This is a genomic window from Streptomyces fuscichromogenes (assembly GCF_014645815.1).
GTDB classification, from domain to species: Bacteria; Actinomycetota; Actinomycetes; order Streptomycetales; family Streptomycetaceae; genus Streptomyces; species Streptomyces fuscichromogenes.
In genome coordinates, this window is the sequence record NZ_BMML01000003.1 from 315,757 (window position 1) to 340,695 (window position 24,939).

The following is a 24,939-nucleotide window of genomic DNA, read 5'->3' on the forward strand; positions in this document are numbered from 1 at the left end:
TGCGGACCGGATCGGACAGGGCTGGCATGCTCGCTCCTTTCGCGGATCGCCGGGGCATCGCTCGACCGAAGCCACGCCCTTGGCGGCTGACGTCGGGTCAGGAGGTGGCGCGGGCGGCGGCCTCGATGACGTGCGCGGTGGCGTCGGGACGCGACACGAGGACCGCGTGCGAGGCGCCGCGGATCACCTCGGTGTGCGAACCCGCGCGACGGGCCATGGCCTGCTCGGCGGCCGGCGGGATGGCGTGGTCGGCGCCTGCGACCAGGAACCAGGAGGGAATGGTCCTCCAGGCCGGTGTGCTGCTGGGCTCCGCGAACGCGGCCAGCGCCACCGGCCGTTGCCCGGCCGCCATCAGCCGGGCCTTGCCGGCCGGCACGTCGGCGGCGAAGACCTGCCGGAAGTCGGCGGGGTCGACGTAGGCGTCCTGCCCGCCCGGGAACGCCCGGACCGTCAGTGCCGGCGGGAGTTGGCTGCCTGGGTACTGTCCGAGGATCGCCAGGCCGGACTCGCCCTGATCGGGAGCGAACGCGGCGATGTACACCAGGGCCTTGACGTTGGCGTGGCCCGCCGCGGCGTCGGTGATGACGGCGCCGCCGTAGGAATGGCCGACCAGGACGACCGGTCCCGGGATGGTGTCCAGGACACTGGACACGTAGGCCGAGTCGGAGGCCAGGCCGCGGAGCGGGTTCGCCACGCCGAGCACCGGGTATCCCTGGCGTTCGAGCCGGGATGTCACCGCGTCCCAGCTCGACGAGTCCGCGAACGCGCCGTGGACCAGGACCACGGTCGGTTTCGGGGTGCTCGGTGCGGCGGACGCCGTCGTGACGTTCGCGGCGGACGCCGAGCGGACGGGCGTGGCGGCGGACAGCGCCGGGACCGCGAGCAGTGTCCCGACCGCCATCGCCGAAAGCATCAGCTTTCTGCGGCGTTGCCCGACCGCGCCGAGTCGGACCTGTTCGATGCCTGTCATGACAGTTCTCCTAGGGGTCGGTTTCCGTCCCGATGTCATCGCCGGTCGCCCAGGAAGCGCAGCAGCAGGTCTGTCGTCTCCTTCGGGTGCTCCTCGTAGATCCAGTGGCCGGAGTCGGGGATGACGGCCGGGGTGACATGGGCGGCGTAGTGGCGCACCTGCTCGGCGACCGACGAGCCGAGGCTGCCGGAGGCGCCGATCGCGAGTACCGGCATGGTCAGGGGCTTCTTCTGGAACCGCGCGTTGTCGGCGATGTCCTGCGGGAACGTCCGGAACCACGCGAAGCTCGCCTCCAGATGCGCGTAGTCGCGCAGGTAGGAGGCGAAGACCTGGAGGTCGTCCGGGGTCAGGGCGTCCTTGTGCACCGCGATGCCCCGCATGAAGCCGGTCGTCCAGGTCAGCTCGCGGCCCCGGATCAGGCTCTCGGGGAGGCCGGTCTGCAGGGCGAAGAAGCCGAAGTGCCACGCCCCGGGGCCCTGGGCCGTCAGCGACGGGAACTGGTAGATGCCCGGGTCCGGGATCGGGGCCTCGCTGAGCACGAGTTTCCTGACGCTGTGCGGGTACTGGGCCGCGTAGGAGTAGGCGACCATCGTGCCGATGTCGTGGCCGACGACGTTCACGTCGTGGTCCTTGCCGAGCGACACCAGGAGCGCGTGCAGATCGGCGGCCATCGTCTTCTTGTCGTAGCCGGACGCCGGCGTGTCGCTCCGGCCCGCGCCGGGCAGGTCCGGGGCGATGACGGTGTAGTGCCTGGCGAGCGCGGGCATGATGCCGTGCCACTCGTACCAGGTCTGGGGGTAGCCGTGGATCAGGACCAGGGTCGGTCCGTGGCCGCCGATCACGTAGTTGATGCCGATCCCGGCGACCCGGGTCTTGTGCTCGCTGAAACCGGCGGGTACCTGCTCACCGGCGGACGGCGACGGCTTGGCGGAGGCCGCGGCCGTGAGGGTGGTCGAGCCGAGGCCGACGGCCAGGGCGAATACCGCGGCCACCAGGCGGCGGGACCTGGGCAGGCGGAATCTCACTGATCTCTCCAGGGGGTGCGAGGGGGAGGCGAGGGGGGGGAGGAGGCGAGGTGTGGCGGCCTCGGCGCGCGCCGAGCCGTGACGCCCGGTCAGCGGGAGCCGACGAGGCCGCCGTCGATGACGCAGCCGGCTCCGGCGACGCTCCCGGGGTTCTGGCGCGTCTCCTCGACGGTGTCGGGGTCGCCGGGCCACCCGGGCGCGGACGGGCCGTAGCCCTCCCCGCGGAACAGCTCGGTCCACGGCCGCCAGGAGGTGCTGTGCGGCCGGAGTCCGCGGACGAACACCACGGGAACGGGGACGGTCATGGCTGGGCCTCTCCTGCGCGGGTGTCCTGACCCGGTACGCGCACACCGGACCGGCGACCGCGCTGCCCTCGCACCGGGGAGGAGTCCCAGCGGTTCACGGGTGGACGCCGAACGGCCCGAGGACGCCCGCGTCGATCCGCAGGGACTCCAGCAGCGTCCAGGCGTTGTCGCGCGTGAAGACGTCGGCGGCGGCGAGGACTCCGGTGTACTTCGCGGCCACGGGAGCGGCCGCGGTGTCCGCGACCGCGTCGAGGAACGTCTTGAAGATCGCCCACGAGTTCCCCTGCGTACCGTACTTGGCGAAGAACGGGGTCGGGTCGACGGAGGCGATCGCGGACCTGGTGCTGGCATCCAGGTCGTCCATGTACCGGATCTGCAGCGCACCGTCCGCGCGGACGCCGAGCCGCCCGAGATGGCCGCCGACGAACGTCTGCCACGGGTAGTCCATCGCGATGCTCTGGGCCTTGATCCAGGCGGGGATGTCCTGCGAGACCGCGAGGTTCTTGAACGGCACCCAGCCCGGGTACAGGACGTCGACCAGCATCAGGGTGGCGTACTCGGGCGCGTGGATGAAGATGTTGTCGGGGGAGTGGTTGGGGCCGTGGTATGCCAGACGCAGGGTTTCTCCACCGACCTTGAGCTGGTACTTGTCGTGGAACGTGACCGTGGGCAGCGGGCGGTTGGGGTCCGCCGCGCGGGCCAGTAGACCGGCCGTCGCGGCGTGCGCGACGCGCACGACGTCGGTTCCGAACAGCCCGGCGGCGCCGATGTGGTCGGCGTGCGAGTGCGAGTAGACGAGGTGGGTGACCTTGCTCGGCCGGCCGTTGGCCCGGGTGATGTCGTCGATCGCGCGGAGCAGGTTGTGCCCGATGGTCGGCGGTGCGTCGACGAGGACGACGCCCCGCGTGGTCGTCAGGAACATGGCCTGGTAGTAGGAGTCCGTGACCCAGTAGAGGTTTCCGGCGATCTGGCCCACGTGGTAGCCGTCCTCGTTCGGCGTGGGCCCGACCGAGGCGGCCGGGATCGGCGCGTAGTCGGGCAGGCCACCGTCGTCGGCACGGGCGGGCTCGGCCAGCGCGCCCACGCCGACGAGGGTGGCGGCGGCCGGGACGGCGAGGGCGGTGGCAGCGCCCTTGAGGAATCCGCGGCGGCCGGTCGGAGGCTGGAGTTCGGGAGACATGGGGTTCTGGTCGCCTTTCGATTCGGTGACGGGGAGGTCCGTTCAGCGGCAGAGGTGTTCAGCTGAAGCAGGGGTCGAAGGTGTCGAGCGGCCGGTGACCGCCGGTGGCCCGGCCGGTGCGCTGTCGCCACCGGAGCTGTTCGGCGGATTCGGCGGCCGCGTCCCGGACCCCCTCGGCCTGGCGCAGCCCGGAACGGTCGCAGCCGTGGCCCGCCTGGTAGCCGCCGAAGTGCGCGAGCGGGCTCCAGTCCGGCCGGACGGGGGGCACGGCCGGCGCCAGGCCTTCGAAGAAGCCGGCGGCGTGGACGACCCGACCGCCCACGACCGTCAGCAGTGCCTCGATCTCGGGGATCCGCTCCTCGGGGATCTCGAAGAAATCGTCGGTCAGTACGGCGAAGTCCGCGTAGTAGCCCGGACCGAGGATGCCCTTGACGTCCTGCTCGCCCGTGAGCCGGGCACCGCCGACGGTGTACGAGGCGAGGGCTTCGGCCCGGTCCATACGGTGGTGTCCCGACCGCAGCGGCACACCGGCGACGTTGCACCCGGACACCAGCCAGTACAGGGCGACCCAGGGGTTGTAGGTCGAGACCCGGGTGGCGTCCGTTCCCGCGGCGACGTGCAGGCCACGGCTGCGCATCGCGCCGAGCGGCGGCGCCGTCGTCGCGGCCTGGGAGCCGTAGCGGTCACGGAAGGTGGTGCCCTGGTATGCCAGGCGGTGCTGGACGCCGATCGCCCCGCCGAGCGCCGCGATGCGGTCCAGGCTCTCCTCCGACACCAGCTCCACATGGTCGAACAGCCAGCGGTTCCCGCCGGGGAAGAGCCCTTCGGCAGCCAGCTTCTCGAAGACGGCGAGGTCGCGACGGACGGTTTCGTCGTACGTGGCGTGCAACCGGAATCCCCAGCCGCTCTCCATCAGGAGCCGGACGGCGTTCTCGAACTCAGCCTCGTACGGGCCCAGTTCCGGACGGGGCTGGGCGAAGTTCTCGAAGTCCGCCGCGGCCCAGGTCAGGTTCTCGCCCGCGCCGTTGAGCCGCAGCCACTCGTCGCCGTCGTCGGGCCGCACCATGCCGATCCAACGGCGCAGGTCGTCGACTTCCTGGCCGAGGGTCTGCGGGAACAGGTGGTAGGCGATCCTGACGGTCAGCTCGCCGGCGGCGTGGAGGTCGGTGACCGTGCGATAGCCCGACGGGAAGTCCTGGAATCCGCCGGCGGCGTCGATCAGTGACGTCAACCCGAACCGGTTCAACTCCAGGAGGAACTGCCTCGTGGAGCCCTTCTGGCCCTCTGGGTCCAGGACCGGGGCCTTGGCCAGGGTCGAGTACAGCAGCAGGGCGCCCGGCGCGGCGATGAGCAACCCGGTGGGTTCGCCGTCGTGGCCGCGGACGATCTGGCCGCCCGCGGGGTCGGGGCTGTCACGGGTGATCCCGGCGGCGTGCAGCGCGGCGCGATTGAGGATCGCGGCCTGATAGAGGTGGGTGATCACGACCGGGGTGTCGGGCGCGGCGGCGTTGAGTTCCGCCGGAGTCGGCATCCGGTGTTCCGCCACCGACTCGACACTCCAGCCGCCCGCGACCCGGAGCCACTGGCCGGGCGGAGTCCGTGCGGCCTGCTCCCGCACCATCGCCAGCCCCTGCCGCAGAGTCCGCACGCCGTCCCAGCGGAGTTCGAGGACGAAATGCAGGCCGCCGCGGACGACGTGGTTGTGCGAGTCGTTCAGGCCCGGCACGACGCGGTGTCCCAGGGCGTCGACCACCCGAGTCCGCGGACCGACCAGCGGAGCGACCTCCCGGTCCCCGCCGACGACGGTCACCGAGCCCTCGCGCACGGCGAACGCGGTCGCGGCCGGCCGCTTCGGGTCGCCGGTGAAGACCTTCGCATTGCGCAGGACGAGATCCGCGGGCTGTGCCGGAGCACCTTCGCGGATGCCGGCAACCGGCATGGATGTCATGGTCCCTCCCTCGGGATGGCTGCCCACGGTCCAAGGGCTCCTGGCCGCGCGAACCGTGATGGCCGACCACGTCAGGACACCTCCGAGCGAGCGACGTTCGCACCGGGGCCCCACCCCAGCGGGACGCGCCGGCCGACGGCCGCCACGGACTGGGGTGGACAAACCGGTACCGCCGGCCCTCGGGGCGTAGTCGACGTCGGTCACCTTTTGGGCAGCGAATGTCCACAAGGGGCTCTCTAGCGTCCACGGCGTGCCGCCCGCTTCCCGCCTCCTCGACGCGCGGTCCGGCGGCCCGGGAACACGACATGCCCCCACGACCGACAGGACTCCACCATGTTCGACATCTCCGCTGTCGCCGCCCTGCCCGGCCCCGACCTGCTCACCCCGGACAACTGCGCGGTGCTGTTCGTGGACCACCAGCCGCAGATGTTCTTCGCCGCGTCCAGCGGCGAGCGAGGCGAGATCATCAACTCGACGGTCGGCCTCGCGAAGTCGGCCAAGGTGTTCGATGTGCCGGTGGTGCTGAGCACCGTGGCCGAAAAGCAGTTCTCGGGCGCGATGATCCCGCAGCTCAAGGCGGTTTTCCCGGATCAGCAGATCATCGACCGCAGCACGATGAACGCCTGGGAGGACCCCGCGTTCGTGGAGGCCGTCAAGGCCACGGGGCGTACCAAGATCGTCATCGCGGGACTGTGGACGGAGGTGTGCCTCGTGCTGCCCGTGCTGTCCGCACTGTCCCAGGGATACGAGGTGTACGTCGTCGCCGACGCGTCGGGCGGAGTGAGTCGGCAGGCCCACGAACACGGCATGCAGCGCATGGTCCAGGCCGGAGCCGTTCCGATGACCTGGCTCCAGGTCCTGCTGGAGCTCCAGCGTGACTGGCTCCGTACCGAGACCTACGGCGCCGTCATCGAGGTGGTGAAGGAGCACGCCGGTACCTATGGCCTCGGCGCGGTCTATGCCGAGTCCATCATCGGTTCCCACACCACCGGCTGACCGACGGGCAGGGCACGCGGACGGGGGCGGGGGGCGGGGCGGGACGCGGTCGGCGCGCCCGGTGCTGCGCGGGAGCCATGTCCGGCGCATGCGAGCGAGCGGGTCAACCGGCCGGTGACCGGACGGAGGCGCCTCACCGGCGGGAGGCGGCCCCGGGAACGGCTTCGTCGCGCTGTCGAAGCGGCGCCCGTCCGTTCCCCCGACGAGCGGCGACCCAGCCAGGAGCACGGAGGCCGCGGCGCCTTGCCGGGCGTCCGCCGCGCGGTCGAAGTACCTGGCAGTCGGGGCAGGGCGCGCGAAGACGAGTGGTGAACTACGCGTTCGCGTGGTGTGTCGGACAGCGGTCCCCTCTTAGCGTCGTAGGCGATCCGGGCAAGACCGCCCGACACGTGAGAGAGGTCCCCCGTGGATCTGAACCTGCAGGGCAAGCGCGTCGTGGTCACCGGTGCCGGCAACGGCATCGGACTCGCGGTCGTGCGTGCCCTCGCCGCCGAAGGCGCCCGTGTGACGGCGGGCGCCCGCCGCGTCAGCGACGAACTGCGGCGGCTCGCGGGTGAACACCCGGTCCTGCCGGTGGCGGTGGACCTCTCGACGCCGGACGGACCGGCCGAGTTGATCGACGCCGCCGCCACCGCGTTCGGTGGCCTCGACGTCCTGGTCAACAACGCGGGGACGGCCCGTCCGCGAACCAGCGGCTTCCAGTCGGTCACCGACCTCGACTGGCTCTCGATGCTTGAGACCGGCTTCCTCTCGGCGGTCCGTGCCACCAGGGAAGCGCTGCCGCTCCTGCTCGAAGCCGGTTCCGGCGCCGTCGTGACGGTCTCCTCCGTCCACGCGGCTCTGCCCGACCCCATGCTCATCGACTACAGCGCGGCCCAGGCCGCACTGGCCAGCTTCAGCAAGTCGCTCTCGAAGGAGCTCGGGCCCCGGGCGATCCGGGTCAACACGGTCTGCCCAGGGCCGCTGACGACCGACCTGCGGCTCGACGAGGACGAGGTGGCCGCGCCTCTGGCGCACCTCAACGGCGGCAGCGCCGGGGCAGCGGCGAAAAAGGCGGCCCGGGAATCGGCGACCGGCCGCTGCACACGGCCCGAGGAGGTCGCCGATCTGGTCCTGCTGCTCGCCAGTGAAAGGTCGGCCAACGTGACGGGATCGGACTTCGTCATCGACGGTGGCCTGACCGGCACCGTCTGAACACGGACGTACCGCGCTGGTGAGCAGGCCGGCCACCCGGGCGGGAGATCCGCCGTGAGGGACACCGGCCCGCCGCATCGCATCGCATCGCCTCGGCGGTCGGCGAGGTGCGCTGACCACCGTCATGTGCCGCTCGCTCGGCCTGTTGCGGCGCGACCGGCGTCCGAACCGGGCGGAGCATCGCGAAAGGAGGAACTCAAGGTGTGGTCCGGGGTTCACCACGCGGCGGCGCCGCCGATGGTCGGTCGGCAGGCGGAGCGTGAGGCGATCGGAAGGCTGCTCGCATCGGTCCGCGACGGCTTCAGCGGAGTCCTGGTGTTCACCGGCGACGCGGGAGCCGGCAAATCCCGGCTTCTGGAGTACGCCGCCGAGTCCGCCCAGGACCTGACAGTCGTCAGACTGGTCGGCGTGGAGGCCGAGACACGACTGGGCTACGGAGCCCTGCACCGGCTCCTGCGGCCCCACTTCGGCCGGCTGTCGGCTCTGCCGCACCGGCAGCGGGACGCCCTCAACGCCGCGTTCGGGCTGACCGACGCCGCGCCGTCCGACCTCCATCTGGTCGGGTTGGCCGCGCTGACGCTGCTCTCGGACGTGGCCACGGCGGCGCCGATGCTCTGCCTGATCGACGACGTGCAGTGGCTGGACCGCGAGTCGGCGGAGACCCTGGCGTTCGTGGCCCGACGCCTGTACGCGGACTGCCTCGGGCTGCTCTTCGCCGGGCGGGACGGGACCGGCGGCCACGACGTCTTCGGCGCGCTGCCCGCACTCCGGCTGGAGGGACTCGCGGACGTGGAGGCCAGGGCCCTGCTGACGCACGGCGTGACCGGACACCTGGACCAGGCCGTCGCCGAGCGGCTGGTGGCCGGCACCGCAGGCAACCCGCTCGCGCTCCTCGAACTGGCGGTGAACCTGGGCCCGGAACAGCTGGCCGGGGTCACACCACTGCCTGAACCACTGCCGGTGAACCGGCACTTGGAAGAGCACTTCCGGCAGGCGGCGGCGCTGCTGCCGGCGGACACCCAGACCCTGCTGCTGCTCATGGCCACGACACCGACGGACGACCAGGCGGCGCTGCGGCGCGCCGCAGGCGCCCTGGGGCTGTCCATCCGGTCCGCCACGCCCGCGGTCGACGCGGGGATACTGAGGCGCGGGACCACCGTGGGATTCCGCCACCCGCTGATCCGGTCGGCGGTCCACTCGGCCGCGTCCGTCGAGGAGCGGCGCAGTGTCCAGGCGGCCCTCGCCGCCACGAGCGCCCCCGAGCGCCGGGCCTGGCATCTGGCCGAGGCGACCGACGGCCCGGACGACAACGTGGCCGCGGCACTCGAAGCCGTCTCCGACCTGGCCCAGGCGCGTGGCGGATACTCCGAACAGGCCCTGGTGCTCACCCGGGCGGCGGAGATGACCACGCATCCGGGCAAGCGGGCCGAGCGGTATCTCGACGCGGCGGCGGCCCACCTCACCTCCGGCAATCTGCCGGCGGTCCGACCGCTGCTCGAAGTCGCCACCCCCGACCTGACCGGGCCGGTCGCCCGGGCCCGCGCGACACGGCTGCGGGCGTCCGTCGAGTTGTTCAACTCCCGCCCCCGCGAGGTGCCCGCGATGCTGCTGGAGGCGGTGGCCGACCTCGGCACCACGGATCCCGTGGCGAGCTGGGACCTGCTGCGCGAGGCGACGTACGCCGCGATCGTCGGCGGCCGGACGATCACCGGGACGACCACCCGCGAGGTCGCCAGGGTCACGGCCGACGCCTGGCGCGAACCGGCGTTGCCGGCCTGGAGCCCCGATCCGCTGATGGCGGCGCTGGCGCGCTCGGTCGCCTACGGCTACGCCGCGGGAGCCCCGGCCCTGGCCGCGGCCCTGGCCCGGTTGCGTACCGCCGACGATCTCCAGGAGGAGAACGCGTTCAGCGTCATGGTCAGCATCGCGAGCGACGAGTTGTGGGACATCGAGGCCAAGGGGGAGATCCTCGGGAAGCTGGTGACGGCGGACCGCGCTCGCGGAGCGCTCCACGGGCTCAGCATGGCGTTGACCGCCCTCGCCACCGTGGAGATCTGGGACGGCCGGTTCGCCGCCGCCGAGAGCTGCTACATCGAGGCGGACGACTACATGGCCGCGACCGGACTCCGCGAGTCGGGAGACTTCCACAAGGCCCTGCTGTACGCCTGGACCGGTCGGGAAACCGAGCTGCGGGCCGCGGTCGCCGCGATGAACGCGTTGGCGGAGAGCCTGGGGATCGGATCGACGTACCGGTGGTCCGGCCAGGCCCTGAGCATCTTCGAGATCGGTCGCGGGCGGTACCGGGAGGCGCTCGACGCCCTGCTCATGGTGTTCGCCGAGCGCTCGGTGGTCATCGGTGACGTCAATCTTGCCGGCATGGTCGAGGCCGGGCTGCGGGCCGGCGACCGGGACGCCGCCGCCATGGCCATGGAGCGTATGGAGGAGCGCGCTCCTGTGGCCGGAACCCCATGGGCGTTGGGGCTGCTCGCGCGCTGCCGGGCCCTGATGACCGACGACGACGGAGCCGAGCACCTGTACCAGGAATCGATCTCGCAGCTTGAGAAGGTCCCGGTGGCCGTGGAACTGGCATGGTCGCGGCTGCTGTTCGGCGAGTGGCTGCGCCGGCGCAGACGCCGTGCCGACGCCAGGGTCCAGCTGCGGGCCGCCTACGAGGCCTTCGAGTCCTGGGGAGCCGCGCCTTTCGCCGAGCGGGCGAGGGCGGAGCTGCTGGCCACCGGGGAGCGGGCACGCAAGCGAACGGTCGACACCCAGTTCGACCTCACCCCGCAGGAACGACATGTGGCGATGCTGGCCGCGTCGGGGCTGACCAACCCGGAGATCGCCACCCAGCTGTTCGTCACCACCTCGACCATCGAGTTCCACTTGAGCAGGGTGTTCCGCAAGCTCGGGATCACGTCGCGCAAGCAGATCGGTCGCAGGCTGAGCGAAACGGATTCCGACGACTGACAGCGGGTCGTCGGCCGACACGCTCGGCCCGACTCCGGACCACGGTCGACCGACTCCCGTGGCAAGGTGCGGCATCGGGTACGCTTGACCTTTCTGTATTGATCAATCCAGATTAAAGTCGGTACTCGGAGGCCACACCGTGCCGGAACTCGGACTCGCCGACACCCTCGGGATCCTGAGCCAGCCCGACATACAGCCCCGGTCCACCAGTTCCGGGCTCGGCTGGACGCATCTGTACGTGTCTTCCCAGCGGGAGCGGGCCTACCAGGCCGAGTTCGCCCCCGCACCCACCCATCTGATCGTCCTTCACCTCGGTGGACCCGTCACTGTGCGACGCGGCCGGGGCAGTGGAACCCGGTCGCGGAGGATCCCGCCGGGCGGCCTGTTCCTGCAGCCGGCCGACAGGGAACTGAGCGTCGAACTGGCCGGCGACCTCGACACGGTGCACGCCTACCTGTCGGACCATGCTCTGCGCGAAGCCAACGAAGGGCGACCGGTCGAGTTGGCCGAAGAACTCGGTGTCAGCGACCCGCTCGCCGAACAGCTCATGCGCGAACTGGACTCCGCCGTCCACCGCTGGGAGCCCTCGGCCCGTACCTACGTGGACCAGCTGACGGGAATGCTCGCCGCGCAGCTCGTCCGACGGCACGTCCCCCGCCCTGCCACTCCGGCACCCTCGCGCTCCGGACTCTCGGACCGCCAGCTCACGGCCGTGCGTGACCTCATGCACGACCGGATCGCCGAACCCCTGCCGATCGCCGACCTCGCCTCCGCCGCCTCGCTCAGTCCCAGCCAGTTCACACGCCAGTTCCGCGCGAGTACGGGGCACTCACCCCATCAGTACCTGCTGAGTCTGCGACTGGAGCGGGCCAGTCAGCTGCTGCGCACCGGGTCGGCGCCGATCTGGCAGGTGGCGGTCGACTGCGGATTCTCCCACCAGGAGCACCTGACCAGAGTGATGCGATCCCGCCTGGGCACCACTCCGGCCGCCATGCGCCGTGCGGAGTCACGGCGGCAGTAGAACCCACCTCACCTGCTCTCGCCGACCGCGGTCACCCCGCTGACCGAGCGGCGGGCCGACGGCGGGCACGGTCAGTCGGCCAACGGAGCGACGCGGAAGACGTGGGTCAGCAGACGCCATTCCCCTTCGAGGACGCGGCCGTCGGGCGCCGGTCCGGTCTGTGGGGTGAAGTCGACGATGAGAGGGTCCTTCACTCCGAACACCGTGTCACTGTCAAGGTGGGAACCGTCGGACACGAACAACTGCGTGACCAGCCGACGATGGCCAGGGGCGCTGATCATGAAGTGGATGTGCGGTGCACGGTAGTGATGGCGGCCGACCGCGGTGAGCAGCTGTCCCACGGGACCGTCGCCCGGGATGGGGTAGTGCGAGGGGAGAATCGACCAGAAGGTGAGTCGGCCCTCCGCGTCGGTGCGAAGCCGGGCTCGCAGCACCGGCTCTTCCTGATCGGGGAGTTGGACGTCGTAGAAGCCCTCCTCGTCGGCCTGCCAGACATCCACGACCGCGTCCTTGAGCGGTTCCCCCGCCGTGTCGGTGACGGTCACGTCCACCCACAGCGGAGTGCCGGGCAGGTCGGCGGAGATGTCGCTGCCGTGGGCGGCCTCGGGCGGGCCCTCCACGTAGAAGGGCCCGAGGACTGCGGAGGGGGTGGTGTCGGGCGTACGGGAGTTGGTCAGCACGTCCACGGCGCTGGAGATGCCCAACACGTCCGAGAGCAGCACGAACTCCTGCCGGGTCGGGCTGCTCAGGTGTCCGGTCCGGGTGAGGTAGTCGATCGCGTGGGCCCACTCCGCCTCGGTGACGTCCTGCTCCGCCACGTAGGCGTGCAGGTGTCGTACGAGGCCGGTGAGCAGGTCACGCAGACGCGCGTCGGGCGCCTGCGCGAAGCTCGCGACAACCTGCTCGGCGAGCTGCGCCAGCACGGTTTCCGTGGTGGCCGGGCCCTCGGGCCGCCGCCCGTGCCAGGCGTCGGTCAGCAGTTCCCGGACGCCCTCGGCGGTGACCTCCCGCGGGTTCGGACACGGCGTCGCCGCGGCGAGTTCGGCAGCGGCCGCCAGGCTGGACGCCGGCATGTCCAGCTCGCGCAGCGAGGTCGGCCCGCCCAGCGAGGCGACCAGGTCGTACACGCCGCTCACGGCGTCGGGCACGTCCAGCGCCCGGGCGATGCGACGCATCACGTCCGGGGCGGCGGACGCGTTGTACGCCATCACGTGCGGCAGGATCACGGTGTGCGTCTCGGCGTGCGGCAGGTCGAAGCTGCCCCCCAGGATGTGGCACAGCTTGTGGTGCAGGGCCATGCCCACATCGGCGAGGCACGTCCCCGCCAGCCACGCCGCCTGCAGCAGGTCGGCGCGGGCCTCCCGGTCGGCCGGATCGGCGGCCAGCCGCGGCAACGCCCGCGCGATCCGTGCCATCGCGTCCAGAGCCTGACGGTCGGTGGCCGGGTTCGCATCCGCGGAGTACAGGGCCTCCACCGCGTGTGCCATGGCGTTCACACCACTGGTGACCGACATGGGCAGAGGCAGCGAGAGCGTGAGGTCGACGTCGTACACGACGGTCTCCGGCAGGATCGCGGCCGAGGACTGGGTGACCTTGCGTCCGTCGCGCGTCTCGCCGAGGACCGGGGTGACCTCGGAACCGGCGTACGTGGTCGGCACGACGACCTGAGGCAGATCGGTGCGCAGGGCAATTGCCTTCGACAGGCCTGTCGTGGACCCACCGCCGACCGACACCAGGCAGTCGGCGCCGGCCTCGCGCAGCATGGCGACAGCCTGTTCCGTCACCTCCACCGGTGTGTGCATGACCGCGCCACGGAACTCAGCGACCACCAGGTCGCCGAGTGTGTCCCGGACCCGTGCGGCCGCCTCTCCGAGGCCGCTGCCGGACAACAACAGCACCCGCTCACCGCCCAGCCGCCGGACTTCCTCGGCAAGCCGGCCGACGGTACCGGAGCCGAAGACCACTCGTACCGGATGGGATGTGTGAACGAACGTGCGCATGTGGCGTCGCCTCCGCGTCGAGTCGGGATGCAGGGTGGTTGGTCTCCAGCTTGCGGGGCGGGCATGAGTCAATTCCTGCACAGCCGACGCGTGTTCCGGCACGAACGACGCATCAGCGCCGTGATGTCGCTGGTCACCTCAGCTGAGCCCGTCGGCACTGTCCGGACCTGGCCGGCGTCCTTGCCGTGGGAGGCGGACCGGGCTGTCCGCCACGCCATGACGCAGGGCGGACAGCCGGGGCTTCACGCGGAACGGCCGCGCCGCTTCACCAGTCCGGCCAGATGATGATGAACATCGCACCTCCCGGATTCCCATAGACGGAATCGCACTCGCCCTGCGATCTCAGCAGAGTGCGCGAATGCCCGTCCAACACCAGGGCCCGAAGGGGAAGCGACGCTGCACTTTCACGCACGGCAGACGTGAACCACTCCCGTACAGGGGGTAGTTCGACTAAGGGGTGTCTCCTTGGAGTCCGAAGCCCGATCGCCGTTGCCGGAAGGTCATATGCGGCGCGGTACGGCTCCGTCCTGCCGGCGGTAGAGGTCGCGCAGCAGGGAGATCTCGGCGCCGTGATGGATCAGCTCCCTGTTGATGTGCAGGACCCGGTTCTCCATGGGAAACCGTTCGGGACCCCTCGCGGGCGGGTTCTCCAAGTCGGTGTCCGAGAGCGCACGGACCCCCGCGTTCCATCTCCCGTACATCTCATCGAGCTGTTTCAGCGCCTCGTCGGCGGTCCCCGCGTAGGCGAATGTCTCGGAGTCGACCTCCTGGCCGCCGAAGTACCATCCGACCCGATAGCCCAGGCACGAGACGATGATGTGCGCCAGCCGCCAGGCAATCGTGGTCACCGGCGCCGGCACCGGGGCAGGGAACGCGGAGTCCATCGTCCACTGCCCCGAACCTTCCGATGCCGGTGCGGCCGACGTGCCACGTGGGCGGATGCTCCAGCAGTCGCGCACCGGCTCCCAGAAGTACTCCTCATCGGCAAGACCGTCCAGCCGCGGCCGGAGGTTCTTGTGCCAGTGCCAGTCCAACTGCTCCGCGAGCCGCTCGCTTCTTGTCATTTGGGCACACTACATACAGCAGAGACCTGGCTCTGCCCATCGGGCCGCGCCTGATGACCGTATCCCGGCGCCGGGTCGAAACGGCCGCCCGCCCCGCCGTCCGCGACCCGGTCCCCGGCCGACATGCCTCCGCCGCGGAGAGCGCCCGTGTCGTGTTCCGGGGGCATCCGCGGCGGCGGTGCGAACGGCGGTCCGTATCGGGGCCGTTCGCGTGCTGCTCGTCAACGCTCGGTCGTGAGACCCATACTCACTTGGTGGCGTAGACGGCCGTGTAGCCGCCGATGAGCTGACGGGCCTCCACCTTGGCGAAGCCGGCGGCCCGGAGCCACTGGGTGGCGTCCGCGACCGTGTACTCGGATCCGCCCTCGGTGTCGATGAGCATGTTGAGCGACAGCATCAGGCCGTAGGTGTTGTGGCGGCGTTCGTCGTCGATCATGGCGTCGTAGACGATGAGGGTGCCGCCCTCGGGCAGCGCGTCGTAGGCCTTCCTGAGCAGGAACTGGCGCTGTTCCAGGTTCCAGTCGTGGAGGATCTGCCCCATGACGTAGACGTCGGCCTCGGGCAGCGGGTCGGAGAAGAAGTCCCCGCCGTGGAAGGAGAGGCGGTCGGTCAGGCCGTGGGCGGCGACGAACTCCTCGAACACCGGGGCCACGGGGGGCAGTTCGAAGACAGCGCCGGTGATGTCCGGGTTGGAGTGCAGGACGGCGGCCGGTACGGCGCCGAGGGCTCCGCCGAGGTCGATGACGTGGCGACGGCCGGTCCAGTCGAAGTCGGCGGCGAGAGCGGCGGCGAGGGGAGTGCTGACGCCGTTCATGCCGTTGAGGAAGTTGCGCCAGGCGGCCGGGTCCTGGCTGAGCGTGGCGAAGAACGGGGCGCCGCTGTGCGCGACCTCGTTCTGCAGGGTGCCGGTCTGCAGCGCGTTGGTGAGGTTGTTCCAGAAGCCGAACAGGCGGGTGTTGGCCATTTCGAGGATGCCGCCCACGTACGACGGCTTGGCCCGGTCCAGGAACAGGTCCGCGGCGGGGGTGTTGCGGTAGATGCCGTTCTCGTCGCGGGTGAGCACGTTGAGTGACACCAGGGCGTCGAGGAAGTCCGTGGAGGACCTGGGGTGCAGGCCCACCTCGGAGGCGAGGGCCGCGCGGTCGCGGCCGCCGTCGGCCAGCGCGGTGAAGATGCCCAACTCCACTGCGCTCAGCAGGGTTTTGGAGGCCATGAAGCCCAGGCCGATCTGCAGAAGCGGCTCAGGGGTGATCGGGTCGTTGACCGACATTTCTCTCTCCGTTTGGTCTTGGAGGTTGAATGGTAAACATTCTTGAGGCCGTGACCGGCCCTGGAGCGGTCACGCGGTGTGACATGAAAGGGATGGGCGGGGGGAGAGGGGACCCCTGACCACGCAAGTTGCCCCATCGGGCACAGTCCTGCGGTCTGGGGCGGTATGGGGCTGTCTCGTCATGACGCGCGGTGGCGTCGGCCGTCTCGTGCCCGGGGTGCCGGCGCGCGGCGCGACGGGTGTCTGGTGCGGAGCTCAGAGCGTCTTGGTCTGGCCGCCGTCGATGAGGGTCTCCGTCCCGGTGATGTTCGCGGCGAGCGGGGAGACGAGGAACAGAGCGAGGTCGGCGACCTCGTGCGCCTCGCTGACGCGTCCGGACGTGATGCCCATGCTCTGCGGCACGACGACGTCCAGCGCTTCCTGTGCGGTGGTCCCGGCGGCGGAGGCGGTGGCGTCGGCGAAACCGCCCGGCGCGGTCCAGAACGGCGTGCGGACCGGGCCCGGAGCGATGGCGTTGACGCGCACGCCCTGAGGGGCGAACTCCTCCGACAGGGACTTGTTGAGGTTGGTCAGTGCGGCCTTGGCCGCCGAGTAGTCGACCACCATCGGGAAAGGCAGCCGGGCGTTGATCGAGCTGATGTTCACGATGGCCGCGTCGCCCGATGCGATCAGATGGGGGAGGGCGGCGCGGCTGGCGCGGACGGCGCTGAAGAAGGTCAGGTCGAAGATCCGCTGCCAGTCGGCGTCGTCGACCTTCAGGAACGACTCGCGGGGTTCGGCGGCGCCGACGTTGTTGACCAGGATGTCCAGGCGCTGGTGGCGCTCCACGGCCCGTTGGATCAGGGTCTCCGCGCCCTCTGTGGTGGACAGGTCGACCGGCACGATCGTGATGTCGTGGGCGGCCGCGAGAGCGTCCAGCTCGGGAGTGGAGGAGCGGCTGCCGGCCACGACCTTGACGCCCTCGTGGGCCAGCTTCTCGACCACGGCCAGGCCGATGCCCTTGCTGGCTCCGGTGACGACGGCGACCTTGTCCTTGAGGTGCAGCTCCATGACGATCCCTTTCTTGAATGATTAATACATAACTGGGGCAGGGTGTCCCTGCCAGGTGGATCCGGCGGATGCGGGAGTCCCTGTGGCTGTCAGTCCAGTGCGTGCATCGCGGTGGACAGGGCGTCCTCCGCGAACTCCCTCCCCGTGCGTGCCTGGCCGACGACGCGGATGCCCTGGATGACCGTGGTGAGGAAACGGGCCAGCTTCCTCGGATCCTTGTCCGAGGAGATCTCGCCACGCATCTGCGCCCGCTCCAGGGCGTCGGCGAGGAGGGATTCGACCTGCCGTACGGCGGTGTTGACGCGCTCCGTCGCCGACGGCTGCCCGCCGCACTGTGTGGAGGTGTTGACCACGAGGCAGCCGCGCGCGGGGTCGGTCAGGTCCGCCTCGATCAGGGAGGTGAGCACCTTGCGGACGGCGGGCCGGATCCCGGCCCCTCCGCCGAGGGTCTTCTCCAGGTCGCCGCCCTGGAGGTGGATGTAGCGGTCCAGGGAGCGCAGGTAGAGCTGTTCCTTCGAACCGAAGGCCGCGTAGAAGCTTCCGCTGCCGATGGACAACTCCTGCAGCAGGTCCTGCAGGGATGTCCCGGCGTAGCCGCGGCGCCAGAACAGATCCATGGCGCGATCCACCGCCTGGTCGATGTCGAACTCCCTGATCCGAACCATGACGTAAGAGTAGCGCGCTTTGTGGAATAGTCAATCCACAATGATGGGCGTCCCCCTCAGGACGGTATCTGTGCAGGTGGAAACCCATGTGCCGCGCGTACGGGCGGTGCCTTCGCCAGGGTCCGTGAGTTGGTGATCGGTGTTGCTCGGCGATGCCGAGGCGACTACGCGATTGCGTGGGGCGCTCGGGCAGGCGTTCTCCTAACGTCGATTCTGTACGCAGGAATGGAGCACACCCCATGACCGATCCAGCCGTCCCGGGCACGGCCAGTGAACCTTCATGGCCGTCGCTGGACACGCCCGGATACCCGTACCAGGCGCTTCGATGAACCAGGAAACGAGTGTCCTGGAGTTCGTGAGAACCCAGGAACCTTCCCAGCGCGTCCGCGAAGGGGAAATCCGCTTCTCCGTCCGCGGGGCGTTCTGCGTGGCTGCCTCGTCGGCTCGGCGCGGTCGCGAAAGGCCGCCGTGTTCGTCTCCGGCGGTGTCGAGGAAGCGAAGTCTTCCGGAGCGGGGTTCCGCCCTCGTCGGGTGAGTGCGCTCCGGCCGGTGTCCGCCCGATGCGGCGCCGACTGCCGCAGTGCCCGGCTCGACACCGTCGTCGGCGTGCGCGGACGGGCAGTTCTGGAATGCGAGGGCGACGCTCCTGGAGAGCCGGGTCGGCCTCACCGCGTTCGCGGACCTTCCTGAGTGACATGGGGAGAAGGTCCGGCCGACCAACCCTCGAGACCACGTCGCGCCGATCCTGGAGGACCTGTGTTGACCCACAAGGAGAAGACTCCTGCCGCGATATCGATCGTCGTCCGGGCGGCCGATCCGATGTCCTTGCAGGGTGTCGAACTCCTCCTGCGCCGGTCGGAGGGGACGGTGCTGCTGCCGGCCGACCAGGCGGCGCGCGCGGACGTCGTCCTGATCCTGGCCGACGAGGTGACGGAGGAGACCATGTCCTGGATGGAGGAGGCGTCCGGGGCCTCGGCCGATCCGGAGACGCGTATCGTCCTGGTCGCCGACCGGATCAGCAGACCGCGACTGGCCCAGGCTGTCCGGTACGGCCTCGTCAGTGTGCTGCCCCGGGCGCGGACGGGGTTCACGGAGATTCTCCAGGCCGTGCTGAACAGCCGGGCGGGTCGAGCACAGATGCCGGGGGAACTGCTCAGATCCCTGATCGAGGAGTGCGCCCTGCTGCGCGAACCGACGGGCTCGAATCCGCCAGTGGATTTCGAGGGCCGGGAGGTCGAGGTTCTGAGGCTGTTGGCCGAGGGCCTGGACACGACCGAGGTCGCGGCCAGGCTCAACTACTCCGAGCGCACCATCAAGAACATCATCTTCACCGTCACGCGACGGCTCAATCTGCGCAATCGCACGCACGCGGTGGCCTTCGCGATGCGCATGGGCGCCCTGTGACCCGACGCGGTCCGCGTCTCGTTTCCTGAAGAGGGCATCTCCCTCTCGGTTGCGAGCGTGAGGTGGGGCGTACGCGCGAAGTCACCGCCGGGGTCGGGAAGTTCCGCGCGGACGCCGGAGCCGAGGGGCATCGCTGCTACGGCTGGGCCGACATCGGCATTCCCGGGCTGGGGCACCCCGCCCCTGAAGGGTGGCCTCGGGGGCGACGCCTCCGGTCCGAACCGTGCCCGCGCGCGGCCGCTTTCGGTGTCAGATCCTCCGCGACTGCCGGCGCACGGGCGACGGCCTCCTCCGCGGGCACGAATGGGTCGGATCCTTGCCCGCTTCAGTAGGAATGATTATAGTGATTATGGCTTCGGGCGGAGGCCGGTCTCAGGTCGGTTCGTCCGCCGGCCGGCTCTGCGGGCGCCTGAACAGCGGTGCCGCTCCTGGCCCACCGCCGCGCGTCGGCTCGGGCCGGCAGGAGGCCGTTCTCGTCCACGTCCGCGGGCGGGGTGAGCACTGGCAGGAAACCGAGAAGGAGCAGTTGATGCAAGCTGAATTCGACCCGCACTCCCGGCTGCGCCCCGGCATGCCGCAGACGCGGCACGTCGACTGGGATGTCATCGTCGATTTCGGGCGGAAGCGGCTGCGCTGCTCGGTGACGCTCACCTTCGACCGGACCACCGGCGGCGAGGTGGTCCTGGACACCCGCCGGCTGGACATCCTGGGACTGGCTCTGCCGGACGGCGAGCCCCTGTCCTACACCCTCGGTGACACCGACCCGGTGCTGGGTGAGCCGCTGACGTTCGTACTGCCGGCGGGCGAGGACCGGGTGCGCGTCGCCTACGAGACCACGGAAGGCTCGACGGCACTGCAGTGGCTGGAGCCTGAGCAGACCTCCGCGGGCACGCACGACTTCCTCTTCAGCCAGTGCCAGACCATCCACGCCCGCTCCATGATCCCCCTGCACGACAGCATGTCGGCGAAGGTGAGCTTCCGGGCGAGGATCACGGTGCCGGACGGCTACACGGCGCTGATGTCCGCGAAATCGACGAGCGGGGACGGAACCGTCGGGGGCGACGGCACCCGCACGTTCGAGTTCGACGCTCCGCAACCCCGGCCGCCGTATCTCATCGTCCTCGTCGTCGGAAACGTGGCCGCGCGGCGCATCGGCCCCCGTAGCCTGCTCTGGGCCGAGCCTGACGGGCTGGCCGCCGCCGCGGAGGAGTTCTCCGAGGTCGAGACGCTCCTCGCCGCCGCCGAGGACCTCTACGGCCCCTATCCCTGGGGCGACCTCGACCTCATCGTCATGCCGCCGAGCTACCCCTACGGCGGGCTGGAGAACCCGGGGCTGACCTTCCTCAGCCCGACCATCGTGCTCGGCGACAGGTCCGAGGTCGGCGTGCTCAGTCACGAGATCGCCCACCACTGGAGCGGAGACCTGGTCACCGGCCACTCCATGAACCACTTCTGGGTGAACGAGGGCTTCACCACGTACGCCGAGCGCCGGATCACCGAGGCCACCGCCGGCGTGGACGTCGCGGACCTGCACACCGCGCTCGCGATCGACGACCTGCGCGACGACTTCGCCTACCTCGCCGGGACACCCGAGCTGACCCGGCTGCGCAAGGACCTGACCGGTCAGGACCCCGACACCACGTCGTCCTGGGTCGCGCACGAGAAGGGCGGTCTGTTCCTGCGGGCGCTGGAGGAAGCCGTCGGGCGGGAGCGCTTCGACCCGTTCTTCAAGCGGTTCTTCGCCGACTTCGCGTTCCGGAGCCTGACGACGGAGGAGTTCCTCACGTACGTCGACGGCATCTTCCCCGAGGCGATCGACTACAAGGAGTGGCTCTACGGCGACTGGCTTCCGGAGGGGACCCCCGAGGTCACCTCCCGTTTCCTGGCCGAGACCGCGGCCGTCGGCCAGGACCTGCCCGGCGCCGAGCAGGCGCACTGGACCGCCGAGCACTGGAAGGCCTACGTGCGCCGGCTCACCGCGCCGAAGGGCGTGGACTTCCTCGAAGCCCTCGACCAGGCCCATGGACTGACCCGGCACACGAACCTGGAGATCCGGGTGGCCTGGCTCGCTCTGGGCGTCCGGTCCGCGTACCGGCCGGCCGTAGAGGCGACGGTCGAGCTGCTGGGCGGTGTCGGCCGGATGAAGTACCTGAAGCAGCTGTACGACGCCCTCGCGGAGAACCCCTCGACACTGCCCCTGGCGCTGCGCACCTACCGGGCCAACCGCGGCTTCTACCACCCCATCGCGCGGACCGTCGTGGAGTCCCGCTTCGAGCACCTCGGCATCGCGCCGCAGGAGTACCTGGGCGAAGCGGGGTCCACGGGTGTTTGAGCTGATCAAGCAGCTCACCGAACTGCCCGGTCCCTGCGGCCACGAAGGAGCGGTGGCCGACTTCCTGAGACAGCGGTGGGCCGGGTCCGGCGCGGAGGTGAGCACCACCTCCGTCGGGAACGTGGTGGGCCGGATCCCCGGTGACGGGCCCCGGCTCATGGTGCAGGCGCACATGGACGAGATGAGCCTGCGCGTGCGGACCATCACCGAGGACGGCTTCGTGCACCTGGGGGCCGGAATGCGCGGCTCCGGCTTCGGGATCCTGCCGGAAGCGGTCAACCGCATCGCGCAGATCCTCACGCCGAGCGGCCTGGTCGACGGCGTCTTCGCACGGGCGACCGGCCATCTGCGCGGCTCGACGGGCGGTCGCCTCGACGGCGGTATCGCCTCCTGGGACGACGTCTTCGTCGATCTCGGGCTCCCCGACCGCCGGTCCGTCCTGGCCGCGGGCATCCATGTGGGCAGCCCCGTCCTCTACCGGGCCAAGACGCGCAGGCTCGGCCGTCACCTGATCGGCAAGGCCCTCGACGACCGCGTCGGGCTCGCCCTGATGACGGCACTGGCGGACCGCCTGGCCGGGACGCGTGCGACGCGTGACGTCGTGCTGGTGGCCACCGTCCAGGAGGAGACCGGCGCGGTCGGCGCCGCCTCGCTGCGGCACGACCTCGGTTCCTTCCACGAGGCCGTCGCACTGGAGGTGGGGCCGGCCGGAGACTTCCCCGGCATGCCCTCGGACGCTCGCGAGGTGGCCCTCGGCCGCGGCCCGGCCCTCGTCCACTCCGACGCGGCCACCCACTACGACGCCGGCCTCACCCGTGTGCTCCTCGACCTGGCCGACCGGAACAAGATTCCCGTGCAGCACGCCGCGTTCGCGTCCTTCGGCACGGACGGCGCCCAACTGATGATGCAGGGCATCCCCACCGCACTCCTCACGGTGCCGACCCGCTACACCCACAGCCCGTTCGAGATGGTGCATCTGGACGACGTGTCGGCCGCCCTCGACCTCCTGGTGGCCGCATGCAACCGCTGACCGACGACCGACTGCGGGAAACCGTCCTGGCGCTCATGCCCGACGCCGTGCGGACACTGGGCGAACTCGTCCGCCTGCCCTCTGTCTTCGGCAAGGACCCCGAGCGACGCGCCGCCTGCGCCGCGACGGCCACCGTGGTCGCCGACCGGCTGAAACGGCTCGGGTTCCCCGAGCCGCGGCTGCAGGAGACGTCGGACGGCTCGTTCACCGTCCTGGCCCACCGGCCCGGGCACCCCGGCGCGCCGACCGTCATGCTCTACAGCCACTACGACGTGCAGCCCGAGGGCGACCCGGCCGACTGGACACATCCGCCGTTCGACATCACCAGGGCAGGCGAGCGCCTGTACGGGCGCGGCACGGCCGACTGCAAGGGCAGCGTCGTCGCACACCTGACCGCGCTCGAAGCGCTCGGCGACCACTGCACGGCCGCCGTGCGCTTCGTCTGCGAGGGTTCGGAGGAGCAGGGCGGACGCGGCCTGGACGACTACATCCGCACCCACCGCGAAGAGTTCGACGACATCGACGCGGCACTCGTTCTCGACGCGTCCAACCCGGGCCCAGGGCAGCCCGCCATCGTCACCTCCCTGCGCGGCGTGGTGGTCTCACGGGTCTCGGTCCGCACCGGCTCAAGGGTGCTGCACTCGGGAACCTTCGGAGGAGCGGCACCGGACGCGGTCATGGCGTTGCTGCGCATGCTCGCGAGCCTTCGCGACGACAGCGGCGACACGGTCATCGAGGGCATGCCGCGCATCCCGTCCGCGCACACCGCCGGTTACCCGGAGAGCGACTTCCGGGCGAACGCCGGCCTCGCCGACGGCGTCCGGGTCCTCGGCTCGACGGACATCGCGACCCAGCTGTGGGCACGCCCCGCGCTCACGGTGATGGCGATGGACGTCCCGGCCCTGAGCCAGGCCGTTCCCGCCGTACAGCCCGCCGCCCGCGCACTGCTGAACCTCCGGGTCCCTCCTGGTGTGCCGGCCCGCGCCGCGGCCGATCTGCTCGCGGCGCACCTGCGGCGCCACAATCCCTGGCAGGCCGACATCGAGATCGACGAGCTGGTCGTGAGCGATCCGTTCGTCTCCGCCCCCGGCGGCGTCGCCCACGCGACGCTGGCACGGGCCCTGTCCACGGCGCACGGGCGGCCGGCCGTGACCGTCGGCGACGGCGGATCCATCCCGCTGTGCGGCACACTCCGGGCTACCGCTCCCGAAGCCGAGATCCTGCTCTTCGGCATCTCCGAGCCCGGCAGCAACATCCACGCGACCGACGAGAGCGTCCTGCTGGCCGACCTCCAGGCCGCGATCATCGCCGAGGCGATGTTCCTGCGGGACATCGCGACCGTTCCGCCTCAGAGGAAACAGCGCACATGACCCGCCTCCCCGCCACCCCCGCGGCCGCCGACGGCGCGTCGACACCGTACGCACTCGTGGACGCCGCCCGGGTCGCCCGCAACATCCAGCGGCTGAACGCGCACCTCGAACCCTTCGACGTACGCCTTCGTCCGCACGTCAAGACGGCCAAGTCGCCCGAGCTCACGCGGCAGATCTGGGCGGGCGGTACCGGCCCGGTCACGGTGTCGACGCTCGCGGAGGCCGAGGCGTTCGCCGCCGACGGCTTCGACGACATCGTGTACGCCGTCGGAATCGCGCCCGACAAGCTCAGGCGTGTGCACGAGATCCGTTCGGGAGGCGTGGACCTCGTCGTGCTCCTGGACAGCGTGCTCCAGGCCGAAGCGGTGTCAGAGGCCTCGGCCGCCTTCGGCGACCGCATCCCCGCCCTGATCGAGATCGACTGCGACGGGCACCGCAGCGGCCTGCGCCCCGAGGACCCCGAACTCCTGCGTGTCGCCGAAGCCCTGCGCGACGCCGAACTGCGCGGTGTGCTGGCGCACGCCGGCGAGTCCTACCACTGCCGCGGAGCGGCCGAACTGGCCGCCGCCGCCGAGAACGAGCGAGCCGTCACGGTCCGGGCCGCGCGGACACTGCGGCAGGCCGGACACCGCGTGGACGTGGTCAGCATCGGTTCGACACCCACGGCCCACTTCATCCGCGACACCGACGGGATCACCGAGATCCGCGCCGGGAACTACCTGTTCTTCGACCTCGTCATGGCGGGCATCGGCGTCTGCGACACCACGGACATCGCCCTGTCCGTGGTCGTGACGGTCATCGCCCACCAGCCCGAACGCGGCCGGCTGATCACCGACGGCGGATGGACCGCCATGTCGCAGGACCGCGGCACCGCCGAACAGGACACGGACCAGGGCTACGGCGTCGTGCTCGACGCGGACGGCCGGCCCTACCCGGACCTGCTCATGACGAGCGCCAACCAGGAACACGGCATCCTCTCGCTGCGCGAGGGCAGCACGGCGGCCTTGCCCGCGCTGCCGATCGGCACCCGGGTGCGCGTCCTGCCCAACCACGCCTGCGCGACGGCCGGCCAGTACGGCCGGCTCCTCCTCGACCAGGGCCGGCCCGACGTCGGCCACACCGTGCTGCACCGCGTCGGAGGCTGGTGA

The 24,939-nt window shown here is 70.7% G+C and carries 19 protein-coding genes; 9 read left to right on the forward strand and 10 right to left on the reverse strand.

The annotated features are described in order from the left end of the window. Positions 1 to 97: 97 nt before the first annotated feature. The 5 genes from IEZ11_RS08455 to IEZ11_RS08475 all read right to left on the reverse strand — a co-directional run bounded on the left by IEZ11_RS08455 (position 98) and on the right by IEZ11_RS08475 (position 5,428). Complete coding sequence (locus IEZ11_RS08455; protein ID WP_373294877.1) at positions 98 to 901, reverse strand: alpha/beta fold hydrolase; 804 nt, start codon at positions 899 to 901, stop codon at positions 98 to 100. Between the two features lie 104 nt (positions 902 to 1,005). Further along, a complete protein-coding gene (locus IEZ11_RS08460; protein WP_189261992.1) occupies positions 1,006 to 1,995 on the reverse strand; it encodes an alpha/beta fold hydrolase in 990 nt (329 codons plus the stop codon). A gap of 89 nt (positions 1,996 to 2,084) precedes the next feature. Then, a complete protein-coding gene (locus IEZ11_RS08465) occupies positions 2,085 to 2,300 on the reverse strand; it encodes a lipase family protein (RefSeq protein WP_229712880.1) in 216 nt (71 codons plus the stop codon). A gap of 94 nt (positions 2,301 to 2,394) precedes the next feature. Continuing rightward, positions 2,395 to 3,480 (reverse strand): MBL fold metallo-hydrolase, encoded by a 1,086-nt coding sequence (locus IEZ11_RS08470; RefSeq protein WP_189261993.1) that lies wholly within the window; start codon positions 3,478 to 3,480, stop codon positions 2,395 to 2,397. 58 nt (positions 3,481 to 3,538) lie between these two features. Continuing rightward, complete coding sequence (locus IEZ11_RS08475; RefSeq protein WP_189261994.1) at positions 3,539 to 5,428, reverse strand: amidohydrolase; 1,890 nt, start codon at positions 5,426 to 5,428, stop codon at positions 3,539 to 3,541. Between the two features lie 333 nt (positions 5,429 to 5,761). Here IEZ11_RS08475 and IEZ11_RS08480 point away from each other — a divergent pair, with 333 nt between their 5' ends. From IEZ11_RS08480 to IEZ11_RS08495, 4 genes are all read left to right on the forward strand, one after another. Beyond that, complete coding sequence (locus IEZ11_RS08480; RefSeq protein ID WP_189261995.1) at positions 5,762 to 6,424, forward strand: hydrolase; 663 nt, start codon at positions 5,762 to 5,764, stop codon at positions 6,422 to 6,424. A gap of 405 nt (positions 6,425 to 6,829) precedes the next feature. Continuing rightward, positions 6,830 to 7,618, forward strand: a complete 789-nt coding sequence (locus IEZ11_RS08485; protein ID WP_189261996.1) for an SDR family NAD(P)-dependent oxidoreductase — start codon at positions 6,830 to 6,832, stop codon at positions 7,616 to 7,618. A 201-nt stretch (positions 7,619 to 7,819) separates the two neighbouring features. After that, positions 7,820 to 10,585 carry a helix-turn-helix transcriptional regulator gene (locus IEZ11_RS08490; RefSeq protein WP_189261997.1) on the forward strand — a complete coding sequence of 922 codons (2,766 nt, stop codon included), beginning with the start codon at positions 7,820 to 7,822 and terminating at the stop codon, positions 10,583 to 10,585. Between the two features lie 139 nt (positions 10,586 to 10,724). Then, entirely contained in the window at positions 10,725 to 11,606 is an 882-nt protein-coding gene (locus IEZ11_RS08495) for a helix-turn-helix domain-containing protein (RefSeq protein ID WP_189261998.1), read from the forward strand. Between the two features lie 71 nt (positions 11,607 to 11,677). On the opposite strand, the gene IEZ11_RS08500 is transcribed toward IEZ11_RS08495, so the two are convergent. From IEZ11_RS08500 to IEZ11_RS08520, 5 genes are all read right to left on the reverse strand, one after another. Next, positions 11,678 to 13,606, reverse strand: coding sequence for a maleylacetate reductase and hydroxyquinol 1,2-dioxygenase domain-containing protein (locus tag IEZ11_RS08500; protein WP_189261999.1), 1,929 nt, complete (start codon positions 13,604 to 13,606; stop codon positions 11,678 to 11,680). Between the two features lie 500 nt (positions 13,607 to 14,106). Beyond that, complete coding sequence (locus tag IEZ11_RS08505) at positions 14,107 to 14,670, reverse strand: DinB family protein (RefSeq protein ID WP_189262000.1); 564 nt, start codon at positions 14,668 to 14,670, stop codon at positions 14,107 to 14,109. A 247-nt stretch (positions 14,671 to 14,917) separates the two neighbouring features. After that, entirely contained in the window at positions 14,918 to 15,940 is a 1,023-nt protein-coding gene (locus IEZ11_RS08510; RefSeq protein WP_189262001.1) for a methyltransferase, read from the reverse strand. A gap of 255 nt (positions 15,941 to 16,195) precedes the next feature. Next, positions 16,196 to 16,990 carry an SDR family NAD(P)-dependent oxidoreductase gene (locus IEZ11_RS08515; RefSeq protein ID WP_189262002.1) on the reverse strand — a complete coding sequence of 265 codons (795 nt, stop codon included), beginning with the start codon at positions 16,988 to 16,990 and terminating at the stop codon, positions 16,196 to 16,198. A gap of 89 nt (positions 16,991 to 17,079) precedes the next feature. Further along, positions 17,080 to 17,655: a TetR/AcrR family transcriptional regulator gene (locus tag IEZ11_RS08520; RefSeq protein ID WP_189262003.1), complete on the reverse strand. Its 576-nt coding sequence runs from the start codon at positions 17,653 to 17,655 to the stop codon at positions 17,080 to 17,082. A gap of 759 nt (positions 17,656 to 18,414) precedes the next feature. Between IEZ11_RS08520 and IEZ11_RS08525 the strand changes: the two genes are divergently transcribed. The 5 genes from IEZ11_RS08525 (at position 18,415) to IEZ11_RS08545 (ending at position 24,939) form a co-directional block, all read left to right on the forward strand. Next, a complete protein-coding gene (locus tag IEZ11_RS08525) occupies positions 18,415 to 19,059 on the forward strand; it encodes a helix-turn-helix transcriptional regulator (RefSeq protein ID WP_189262004.1) in 645 nt (214 codons plus the stop codon). 529 nt (positions 19,060 to 19,588) lie between these two features. Next, positions 19,589 to 21,391 (forward strand): M1 family metallopeptidase, encoded by a 1,803-nt coding sequence (locus tag IEZ11_RS08530; protein ID WP_189262005.1) that lies wholly within the window; start codon positions 19,589 to 19,591, stop codon positions 21,389 to 21,391. Then, entirely contained in the window at positions 21,384 to 22,421 is a 1,038-nt protein-coding gene (locus IEZ11_RS08535; RefSeq protein WP_189262006.1) for a M42 family metallopeptidase, read from the forward strand. The genes IEZ11_RS08530 and IEZ11_RS08535 overlap by 8 nt, the downstream gene beginning before the upstream one ends. After that, the gene (locus IEZ11_RS08540) at positions 22,409 to 23,791 is read left to right on the forward strand and encodes a M20/M25/M40 family metallo-hydrolase (RefSeq protein ID WP_229712881.1); all 1,383 of its coding nucleotides are present in this window, start codon (positions 22,409 to 22,411) and stop codon (positions 23,789 to 23,791) included. The genes IEZ11_RS08535 and IEZ11_RS08540 overlap by 13 nt, the downstream gene beginning before the upstream one ends. Then, positions 23,788 to 24,939, forward strand: a complete 1,152-nt coding sequence (locus IEZ11_RS08545) for an alanine racemase (RefSeq protein ID WP_189262007.1) — start codon at positions 23,788 to 23,790, stop codon at positions 24,937 to 24,939. Before IEZ11_RS08540 ends, IEZ11_RS08545 begins: the two co-directional genes overlap by 4 nt.

What these genes read in the sequence shown, in the direction of transcription:
- IEZ11_RS08455 (WP_373294877.1), bottom strand. Translation starts at nt 901, where the DNA reads ATGGCGGTCGGGACACTGCTCGCGGTCCCGGCGCTGTCCGCCGCCACG.
- IEZ11_RS08510 (WP_189262001.1), bottom strand. Translation starts at nt 15,940, where the DNA reads ATGTCGGTCAACGACCCGATCACCCCTGAGCCGCTTCTGCAGATCGGC.
- IEZ11_RS08515 (WP_189262002.1), bottom strand. Translation starts at nt 16,990, where the DNA reads ATGGAGCTGCACCTCAAGGACAAGGTCGCCGTCGTCACCGGAGCCAGC.
- IEZ11_RS08480 (WP_189261995.1), top strand. Translation starts at nt 5,762, where the DNA reads ATGTTCGACATCTCCGCTGTCGCCGCCCTGCCCGGCCCCGACCTGCTC.
- IEZ11_RS08545 (WP_189262007.1), top strand. Translation starts at nt 23,788, where the DNA reads ATGACCCGCCTCCCCGCCACCCCCGCGGCCGCCGACGGCGCGTCGACA.
- IEZ11_RS08500 (WP_189261999.1), bottom strand. Translation starts at nt 13,606, where the DNA reads ATGCGCACGTTCGTTCACACATCCCATCCGGTACGAGTGGTCTTCGGC.
- IEZ11_RS08475 (WP_189261994.1), bottom strand. Translation starts at nt 5,428, where the DNA reads ATGACATCCATGCCGGTTGCCGGCATCCGCGAAGGTGCTCCGGCACAG.
- IEZ11_RS08520 (WP_189262003.1), bottom strand. Translation starts at nt 17,655, where the DNA reads ATGGTTCGGATCAGGGAGTTCGACATCGACCAGGCGGTGGATCGCGCC.
- IEZ11_RS08530 (WP_189262005.1), top strand. Translation starts at nt 19,589, where the DNA reads ATGCAAGCTGAATTCGACCCGCACTCCCGGCTGCGCCCCGGCATGCCG.
- IEZ11_RS08505 (WP_189262000.1), bottom strand. Translation starts at nt 14,670, where the DNA reads ATGACAAGAAGCGAGCGGCTCGCGGAGCAGTTGGACTGGCACTGGCAC.
- IEZ11_RS08465 (WP_229712880.1), bottom strand. Translation starts at nt 2,300, where the DNA reads ATGACCGTCCCCGTTCCCGTGGTGTTCGTCCGCGGACTCCGGCCGCAC.
- IEZ11_RS08540 (WP_229712881.1), top strand. Translation starts at nt 22,409, where the DNA reads ATGCAACCGCTGACCGACGACCGACTGCGGGAAACCGTCCTGGCGCTC.
- IEZ11_RS08470 (WP_189261993.1), bottom strand. Translation starts at nt 3,480, where the DNA reads ATGTCTCCCGAACTCCAGCCTCCGACCGGCCGCCGCGGATTCCTCAAG.